This is a genomic window from Nostoc sp. (assembly GCF_036917815.1).
Lineage (GTDB): Bacteria > Cyanobacteriota > Cyanobacteriia > Cyanobacteriales > Nostocaceae > Nostoc.
In genome coordinates, this window is record NZ_JBALEK010000015.1 from 202,492 (window position 1) to 211,610 (window position 9,119).

The following is a 9,119-nucleotide window of genomic DNA, read 5'->3' on the forward strand; positions in this document are numbered from 1 at the left end:
TTACACAAAAGTAGCGAATATATCAAAACTTCGGTAACCTACTGAATAAACTGTTGATAGCCATCTATTTGCTGTTTTTCAAAACTTAATTAAACACATTTCAATACATATTTCAGATGGGTGGGGAGTAGGGAGATGAGGGAGGCAGGGGAGGCAGGGGGAGAGAATACCCAATACCCAATACCCACTTGCCCTGAGCGGAGCCGTTCGCGTAGAGAAGGGATGCCCAATACCCAATGCCCAATACCCAATCTCGACCAATATGTACTAAAATCAATGACTTGAGTCACAACAGAGAGCAATCATGGCATCCATCCGCGAGTTGCACCAACAACTGGTTATAAAAGAACGTTCTGCCGTTGAAATTACCCAAGAAGCTTTAAAGCGCATTGAAGCGTTAGAGCCGAAATTGCACAGCTTTTTATGTGTTACCACAGAACGGGCATTAGAGCAGGCGGTTGCTGTGGATGCCAAAATTGCTGCGGGAGAAGAAATTGGACTGCTAGCAGGGATTCCTGTGGGGATTAAGGACAATTTGTGTACCAAGGGAGTTCCTACCACCTGCGCCTCCCGGATTTTGTCAAATTTTGTGCCGCCTTATGAATCAACGGCGACGCAAAAACTGGCAGATGCTGGGGCGGTAATGGTAGGCAAAACCAACTTGGATGAGTTTGCAATGGGTAGTTCTACAGAAAACTCTGCCTACCAAGTTACGGCTAATCCTTGGGATTTGTCACGAGTTCCAGGTGGTTCTTCGGGAGGTTCAGCTGCTGCGGTATCGTCCCAAGAATGTGTAGTTGCTCTCGGTTCTGATACTGGCGGTTCGATTCGCCAACCAGCATCTTTCTGCGGTGTGGTGGGAATGAAACCAACTTATGGTTTGGTTTCGCGTTATGGTTTGGTGGCTTACGCTTCGTCTTTAGATCAAATTGGGCCATTTGCAAACACGGTAGAAGATGCGGCAATATTATTAAGTGCGATCGCAGGTTACGATCCTAAAGACTCTACCAGCCTAAAAGTTGCTATTCCCAACTATGCTGCGAGCTTAAAACCAGACTTCAAACCCAGAGGCCAGCTAAGAATTGGTATCATTAAAGAAACTTTTGGTGAAGGTTTAGATTCTGTAGTGGAACAAGCTGTTACCAAAGCAGTAGATGTACTACAAAGTTTGGGAGCGGAAATTCATATAATTTCCTGTCCCCGCTTTCGCTATGGCTTACCCACTTATTACATCATCGCTCCATCAGAAGCATCAGCAAACCTAGCTCGTTACGATGGGGTTAAATATGGGTATCGCGCTCCTGATGCAGATAATCTGCTATCGATGTACACTCGTACCCGTGCAGCTGGTTTTGGTACAGAAGTCAAACGCCGGATTATGATTGGTACTTACGCCCTTTCTGCTGGCTATTATGACGCTTACTACCTAAAAGCCCAAAAAGTCCGTACCTTGATTAAACAAGACTTTGAAAAGGCTTTTGGCGTAGTTGATGTGTTAGTTTGTCCCACATCTCCCACTACAGCATTCAAAGCAGGAGAAAAAACTACTGATCCCTTAAGTATGTATTTAACTGACTTGATGACTATTCCTGTGAATCTTGCTGGTTTACCTAGTTTAAGTTTGCCATGTGGTTTTGATGATCAGGGGCTACCAATCGGATTACAGCTAATTGGCAATGTGCTGAGAGAAGACTTACTGTTTCAGGTAGCTTATGCTTATGAGCAATCTACTAGTTGGCATTTGCGTAAACCGCAAATATCTTGAAAATGGGCATGGGGCATGGGTTAATCTCCTTGTCGCCTTGTCTCCCCCTGCCCATCTGCATTTGTCAGCCTGATTAATGTTCACTGATTACTGACTATTGACTGTTGATTATTGTCTTGTGGAGTCACGGATTCGGCTGTCACTTGTGGATTAAGTGTATAAAGAAGACCAGCAGATGCACCGACTAATAATAATATATAGGTCAGAACCAGAGGTATGTATGTATTTCCTTTGTTGTTTGAATTTTGACGAGCATTTTTGAAGTCTTGGCAGACAACATTGGTTATGAGGCTGTGTGATAAAGCATTTCCATCTAGCCCTAATGCATCTCCATACCGACGAATGAATCCTTGAAGAAAAATAGGCTCAGGCAATTCTTCAAATCGTTCTTCTTCTAAAGCTTGCAAAACACCTGCTCGAATCATTGTTTGAGAGGCTATTTCTTCTATGCGGAGAGATTTTTCTTGTCTTACTTGTCGCAAGTGTGTGGTTATTTTCTTTAGTTGCTCTACTTGAGCTTCGTTTAAGAGCGTCACAGTCTTCTCCTGTATGGGCTAATTCTACTATTCATTGAGAAGACTGGATGTGCATACGTAAATTTACTGAATATTTGTTTTTCGGATAATTTTTTCTAATAATGGTTTAATCCTTGATTTTAAAATGCTAAGGGTCTTTAGGCTAAGTATTTTTTTTGTTATAATGCATACCTTCAAAATGAAAAAATGGGTATGGAAATTAAAGTACTAAAATTTATAATACAAGTATTTTCTCAATGGTTACTCTGGGCTGGGATAATTGCAGCGTTCCTGCTTCAGGTTCCCGCTTTGACTAGCTTGGCGTTGACAGAGTTGCTGACTTCAAAAATCTTCATCAAAATTCTATCCCGATATATCGCGATATATTCCGATATATCGTATATTAGAGAAAGTTGATTTGAGATTTACTTATGTTTAGACATTTTCGGTCACGTTTTGGCGCACCTGCATGGGCAGGAGTTAGTGAAGATGATTCATTGCTTGTCAGGTCTTGGTTTGGGCATGGCAAGCATCATGGCAGACATGATGAGAAACACTTTGGCCATGAAATGTTTGGTCGTGGTTGGGGAGATGAATATCGGACTCGTCGGGGTGACATCAAGTTCATCCTGTTGGAATTGTTATCAGAGCATCCTAGTCATGGTTACGACCTGATTAAAGAGATGGAAACTCGCTATGGTGGTTTCCGTCGCCTCAGTCCTGGCTCAGTGTATCCAACACTCCAATTGCTGGAGGAAGGTGGTTATCTCAAGAGCGCACAAGAAGGTGGCAAGCGGATTTACACGATTACGGATGAGGGTAGACAATTATTAGCAGAACGTACCCAACAAGAACCCTCAGACTCTCCTTGGGATACCTTTAAAAGTTTCGTGAAAGGTAAGCCCCAAGAGTTTATTGAGTTGCGGAATGCCGCAACAGAATTAGCTGCTGTAGTGGTGCAGGTTGCTCGAAGTGGCAATATGGAGCGGATAAATCGGGTGCGTGAGCTTTTAGAGCAAGTTAAACGGGAAATTTACGCGATTCTGGCTGAAAAATAACCAAAGGCTCGTAGTAAGGACTTTAGTCCTTATTTTCTCAGCACTAAATTGCTTACTACAAACCTTCATAAACAAGCTATTGCTAGTATTAGCGTTCGCTGTCGAGCATCTTCATTTGATGTTCATTATAACGAGTGCCTGCGATCGCAGATGCGGGAATTGTTGTTTCGATGCGGTTTAAGTCCTCCGGCGATAGGTTCACATCCAAAGCGGCCAAGGATTCGGAAAGTTGGGTGCGCTTACGTGCGCCGATGACCGGCACAATGTTTCTGCCTTTTGCAAGTACCCAAGCAATAGCCAACTGCGAAGTCAGAACTCCTTTCTCGGCGGCAATTTGCTTTAACTCTTCGATTAGGCGTTGGTTCTGGGCAAGGTTTTCTTTGCTGAAGCGGGGTAAGTAGGCACGGAAGTCTCCCTGTGTGGCTGGAGTGGAGCCACTCAGCAGTCCTCGTGACAGCACGCCATAGGCAGTTACGCCAATCCCAAGTTCTTCCAGTACAGGAAAAATCTCGCTCTCAGGATTACGGCTAATTAGGGAGTACTCGATTTGCAAGTCACTGATGGGGTGGATGGCGTGGGCACGGCGAATAGTGTCCACTCCCATCTCCGATAGCCCGATGTATCGGATGTAGCCAGCCGTGACTAGCTCGGCGATCGCTCCGATGGTGTCTTCAATGGGAACTTGTGGGTCTAATCGAGCCGGGCGGTAGATGTCATTGGCCAAAGAGGTAACTTCTTCCCCATGCACCATTCCCCATGCCCAATACTTCTCTACGAGAGGCTGCGCCAACGACAACGCTGGGTACAAGTGCCCAATGCCCAATTCCCAATACTTCTCTACGAGAGGCTGCGCCAACGACAACGCTGGGTACAAGTGCCCAATGCCCAATTCCCTCAAAGATTAGAGGCGATCGCATTTAAATCTGGTTCAATGAATGAGTTCAGCAATGTCCACAATTGCAAATCAGTAAAATCTGGAATTGCCATAAATGCGCCGACTGACTGCAAAACTTGCGGATCGTGGGTAGATGCTATACCAATAGTGCGGATATCTGCGCCCACTGCTGAACAAATACCAGAGGGAGAGTCTTCTAAAGCGATCGCTTCTTCTGCTGTAATGCCCAACTTGTTTAAGGCAACTTGGTAGGGTGCAGGGTCAGGTTTACCTGCAATACAATCATCCGCCAAAACAACTGTATGGAAAGCTTCTTTAATTCCCAAAACTTCTAGCATAAATTCTGCATTTAATCTAGGGGCATTAGTTACTAATGCCCTTTTTAACTGGTGTGTCTCTGTCCATGCTAGTAGTTCAGAAAATCCACTCAAGGGTTTGAGATTCGAGGCGAGTTTACGGAAAAGCGCCTCTTTTTCGTCTGCAAATTTTTGCCCTTCTGCTGCTGATAATTGTGGCAGAATGTCTTTAACAATTTCTGGATTTAGCCCCCCACTAATTCGAGATTTATAAAATGTTTCGTCAATTTCTATGCTATAATTTGATAGCATTTCCTGCCAAGCTCGGTAGTGTATGGGGTCGGTATTGACAATAGTGCCGTCTAGGTCAAAGAGAATTGCAGCCAGCATAATTTTTTGGTAAAATGTAAATAATTGTTAACTTAATTTCAATAGTTTACATTGTTTTTTTGTCCTTAATAATTGTTCTTTGGTCAATACAGGGCAAAAACCGATAAATTAATCTACTAAATCCTAAAATCTATACTGGATAGCGCATATAGGACTAGTATTTGATTTTTGAAATGCACGTAGTGGACTGTCTAGGCTAAAATAGTACATTAGACGTAGGTTGGGTGGAGCGGAGCGCAACCCAACTGATTATCAGGATGTTGGGTTACGCAAAGCCTCCACCCAACAAAGCAATTTTTTTGCAGCATTTTAGCCTAGACAGGCTACTACAAGACTACCGAGATTTTTTCAGAAATCAAATATGATTGATTGCTATATAAGGGCAGACAGGTAAAACCTCTGAACAAACTGCCGTATAATTGACAACCTTCGGTGTAAGCAAATGCCACCCGCTAAAAACTTTTTTCGCGTTGATGATTTACTAGTGCAGATTTATAACTCTGAAGTCGAAATGGCCGAGGATGTTGCCGAAATCGCACAAAAGCATTTACAGCAAGTTCTTAATCTTCAGGATACAGCTGCTGTATTGTTAGCAACAGGTAACTCTCAACTCAAATTTCTTGATGCTTTGATTGCATTGGGTGGTGTAGATTGGTCACGGATTATTCTATTTCATCTAGATGAATATTTGGGAATTACTGCTGACCATTCTGCCAGTTTCCGGCGCTATCTGCGAGAACGTGTAGAGAAGCGGGTTGTTCCTAAGCAATTTAACTATATAGAAGGTGATACATTGCAACCAGTAGCAGAGTGCGATCGCTACACGAAACTACTGCAAGCACAACCCATTGACTTATGCTGTCTCGGTATTGGCGAAAATGGACATTTAGCTTTTAACGATCCAGCAGTAGCAAATTTTCAAGATCCTTACAGTGTGAAACTGGTGAAACTGGATACAGTGAACCGTCAGCAACAAGTAAGCACAGGTCACTTTCCGAATCTAGAAACTGTTCCGCAATATGCTTTTACTATCACCATCTCGACGATTTGTTCAGCTAAAAAAATTATCTGTCTTGCTCCTGAAAAACGTAAAGCTAATGTGGTAAAAGAGATGTTACAAGGAGCTATAAATACAAACTGTCCGGCTTCTATTCTTCGTCAACAATCTCAAGCAACATTATTTTTGGATGTTAATTCTGCTAGTTTGCTTTCTTGAACTTTTATCCGATGCCCAATAATTACCGATATATTATTTTTTACAAACCTTATGGTGTTCTCAGTCAGTTTACAAAAGACGCACCCACACATAGCACCCTAAAAGATTATATTGATGTGCCTGATGTGTATCCTGTGGGACGCTTAGACTGGGATAGTGAAGGATTGCTGCTGTTAACAAACGATGGACAATTGCAACATCGCCTCGCCCATCCACATTTTGGTCATAAACGTACTTACTGGGTACAGGTAGAGCGAATTCCAGATGCTTATGCTATCAAAAAGTTGCAAACAGGTGTGGAAATTCAAGATTACCGTACTCAACCAGCAGAAGTTAGGCTTTTAACAGAAGAAACACAGTTACCTGAACGCATTCCGCCGATTAGATTTCGCAAAAATGTACCCACGGCTTGGCTAGAAATGACTTTGACAGAGGGAAAAAACCGCCAAGTACGGCGTATGACTGCGGCTGTAGGGTTTCCGACTTTGCGACTGGTCAGGGTCAGCATCGCCCACCTACAATTAGATAACTTACAATTGGGTCAATGGCGCGATCTGAAAGGATCTGAACTCCAATTTATACATAATGTCAGTAAATCGAAAAGTTTTCCCCCAAAGGAGAATGATCTCTAAGAGGATGTTTGAAAAGTCCTTAGCTGTGATTTTAGGCACTGATTGATCCCCCCTAACCCCCCTTAAAAAGCAGGGCTGATTCATTCCCCAAAAGACCTTAATTTACAAGCGTATCAGTCAAAAAAATCAGGTTTTTAAACACTCTAATTGGGTCAAAAACCAGGCGATCGCACTTAAATTTACCGATTGAAACAGTAATTTTTCGATTACCAACTCACTAAATTTTCTGGTTGATACTCTTGACAAAATTCTGATCTGAACGAATGAAACAGCCCTGCCTTAAAAAGGGCGACTTTGACTCCGTTTCCTCCCTTTTTAAGGGAGCTAAATTTACCAGCTTTACGACTCATATTTAATAGGACTTACGCAAAACTACACGCGCTCAGGGGCAATTCATGAATTGCCCCTACCTAAAAATCAGGGTTTTAGCTATTGTTTGCGTAAGTCCTGTTTAATTTTTGAAATACAGGTAGGGTGTGTTATCGCGTCAGGGTAACGCACCGTCAGAGGTTTTCGGTGCGTTAGGACTAAAGTCCATAACGCACCCTACCAGATTCTCTCAATTTTTCTTTAGTTTACGTTCGCATAGCCGCGAATTCTATTCGCCCTGGCTCTAAGAGGATGTTTGAAAAGTCCTTAGCTGTGATTTTAGGCACTGATTGATCCCCCCTAACCCCCCTTAAAAAGCAGGGCTGTTTCATTCGATCTCTTAGAGATTTTGTCAATAGTATAAGTCAGAAATTTGCTTGATTTGGTTATCGAAAAGATACCACCTCAACGAGTAAATTTCAGTGCGATGTCTACGACGGGCTACGCCTACGCGATTTTCTCGCCCAATCAGATTTTTTAGTCACCTGACTTTTTTGCTTGAAACGCTTGTAAATCAGAGCCTTTTAGGGAATGAATCAGCCCTGCCTTAAAAAAGGGGGAAATAAGAGTCTTAAAGTCCCCCTTTTTAAGGGGGATTTAGGGGGATCTCCAAGGGTTAGGTGTATACAAAAAAACTTTTCAGACATCCTCTAATACATCAGTGCATAGGCATAGCCCATCGTAGATATCGCCACTTTAGTCATAAACTACAACTATGGTCATCTACATTCCCTATGGCTAAAGCAGCAGATATTAGCACAAAGCGATTAATCAGCCTCGCACCAGAAAACTGGGTAAAATGGGTAACGCAAATTCCCAATATTGTAACTGGGGAAATTCTCAACTCCGAATTCCAGTGGATTAGCCGTGAAAGCGATGTATTAGTCCGCGCTACCAGTCCAAAATATGGCGAATTTCTTGTACTCAACGAGTTATAATTACGCTACAAACCGGAAATGCCCAAACGGATGCGGGCTTATACAGCACTAGCCGAAGAAAAGTACAATTTGCCCACCTATCCGGTACTAGTTAACATCCTCAAAGAAAGTGATATTGAAATACCCACTAGTAGTCCGTCAAGTTTAAATTGAGGGGTATTAATTTAGTTCGTAGTTGCGCTTTAGCGCTAAAGCGCAACTACGAACCCCTCAAAACTAGCTTGACAGACTACTAGCCCCCCTTTTTAAGGCAGGGCTGATTCATTCCCTAAAAGACCTTAATTTACAAGCGTATCAGTCAAAAAAATCAGGTTTTTAAACACTCTAATTGGGTCAAAAACCAGGCGATCGCACTTAAATTTACCGATTGAAACAGTAATTTTTCGATTACCAACTCACTAAATTTTCTGGTTGATACTCTTGACAAAATTCTGATCTGAACGAATGAAACAGCCCTGCCCTACAAGGGGAGGGGTTGGGGGAGAGGTTCTTCTCTGCAAACGAAGCGCAAAAAGAGTGTGCAGCAAGGTTTGTACAATTTATTCCCCAGTTGAAAACTCTGCAAAAGCACATTAACGATGCGATCGCTAACAAAGTCCTAGCTTACCGGAGTATTCGCCAGCTACTTGGTGACAATTACGAACTCCTGAATCGCCAGAGACGAGAACAGCGATCGCTATGAACGATCCTAATGCCCTATAAATGCCAATATCACGTGCCAACAACCCTCCAGGTACTGGGTGAGTTGAAAGTCTGCTGCCAGTTAATTTAGATAGAATCTAAGCCTATACTAGCGTGGCAACAACCCTCTAAGTACTAGGTGGCTTGAAAGCCAAATCTGAAACTATTACGCACGCATACAAAAATGTTGTAATAACCTGCCAGCTACTAGGTGGGTTATCATAATTTTTATTAGGGAGGGAAGAATTTAATTGCAAAATACTCATCTATATTCTCGGCTCTAAATCCTACCGCTTCTTTGAAGCAAAACTTTCTAGACTTCAGTGGTTAAATCGCCATAAAATCAAAGGTTCAGCCAACTGGA

At 42.7% G+C, this 9,119-nt stretch carries 9 protein-coding genes and 1 pseudogene; 6 read left to right on the forward strand and 4 right to left on the reverse strand.

The features are described 5' to 3' along the window. The first annotated feature begins 304 nt into the window (after nucleotides 1-304). Complete coding sequence (gene gatA / locus V7K97_RS05330) at nucleotides 305-1,765, forward strand: Asp-tRNA(Asn)/Glu-tRNA(Gln) amidotransferase subunit GatA (RefSeq protein WP_334799667.1); 1,461 nt, start codon at nucleotides 305-307, stop codon at nucleotides 1,763-1,765. A gap of 80 nt (nucleotides 1,766-1,845) precedes the next feature. On the opposite strand, the gene V7K97_RS05335 is transcribed toward gatA, so the two are convergent. Next, on the reverse strand, nucleotides 1,846-2,301 hold the full coding sequence (locus V7K97_RS05335) for a helix-turn-helix domain-containing protein (protein ID WP_334799668.1): 456 nt from the start codon (nucleotides 2,299-2,301) through the stop codon (nucleotides 1,846-1,848). A 410-nt stretch (nucleotides 2,302-2,711) separates the two neighbouring features. On the opposite strand from V7K97_RS05335, the gene V7K97_RS05340 reads away from it, so the two are divergent. After that, on the forward strand, nucleotides 2,712-3,338 hold the full coding sequence (locus V7K97_RS05340; RefSeq protein WP_334799669.1) for a PadR family transcriptional regulator: 627 nt from the start codon (nucleotides 2,712-2,714) through the stop codon (nucleotides 3,336-3,338). 88 nt (nucleotides 3,339-3,426) lie between these two features. Here V7K97_RS05340 and V7K97_RS05345 read toward each other — a convergent pair whose 3' ends face one another. Genes V7K97_RS05345 through V7K97_RS05355 form a run of 3 tightly spaced genes read right to left on the reverse strand, consistent with a single transcriptional unit; the run spans nucleotide 3,427 to nucleotide 4,919 of the window. After that, nucleotides 3,427-4,089, reverse strand: coding sequence for an aldo/keto reductase (locus V7K97_RS05345; RefSeq protein ID WP_334799671.1), 663 nt, complete (start codon nucleotides 4,087-4,089; stop codon nucleotides 3,427-3,429). Next, a complete protein-coding gene (locus V7K97_RS05350; protein WP_334799673.1) occupies nucleotides 4,052-4,255 on the reverse strand; it encodes a hypothetical protein in 204 nt (67 codons plus the stop codon). The genes V7K97_RS05345 and V7K97_RS05350 overlap by 38 nt, the downstream gene beginning before the upstream one ends. Then, the gene (locus tag V7K97_RS05355; RefSeq protein WP_334799675.1) at nucleotides 4,233-4,919 is read right to left on the reverse strand and encodes an HAD family hydrolase; all 687 of its coding nucleotides are present in this window, start codon (nucleotides 4,917-4,919) and stop codon (nucleotides 4,233-4,235) included. The genes V7K97_RS05350 and V7K97_RS05355 overlap by 23 nt, the downstream gene beginning before the upstream one ends. Nucleotides 4,920-5,361: 442 nt before the next feature. Here V7K97_RS05355 and V7K97_RS05360 point away from each other — a divergent pair, with 442 nt between their 5' ends. From V7K97_RS05360 to V7K97_RS05375, 4 genes and pseudogenes are all read left to right on the forward strand, one after another. After that, nucleotides 5,362-6,135: a glucosamine-6-phosphate deaminase gene (locus V7K97_RS05360; protein WP_334799677.1), complete on the forward strand. Its 774-nt coding sequence runs from the start codon at nucleotides 5,362-5,364 to the stop codon at nucleotides 6,133-6,135. A gap of 11 nt (nucleotides 6,136-6,146) precedes the next feature. Further along, entirely contained in the window at nucleotides 6,147-6,767 is a 621-nt protein-coding gene (locus V7K97_RS05365; RefSeq protein ID WP_334799679.1) for an rRNA large subunit pseudouridine synthase E, read from the forward strand. A 1,103-nt stretch (nucleotides 6,768-7,870) separates the two neighbouring features. Then, a pseudogene (locus tag V7K97_RS05370) lies at nucleotides 7,871-8,221 on the forward strand (transposase); the annotation flags it as partial. A 328-nt stretch (nucleotides 8,222-8,549) separates the two neighbouring features. After that, the gene (locus V7K97_RS05375; RefSeq protein ID WP_334799698.1) at nucleotides 8,550-8,756 is read left to right on the forward strand and encodes a hypothetical protein; all 207 of its coding nucleotides are present in this window, start codon (nucleotides 8,550-8,552) and stop codon (nucleotides 8,754-8,756) included. The last annotated feature ends 363 nt before the right edge of the window (nucleotides 8,757-9,119 follow it).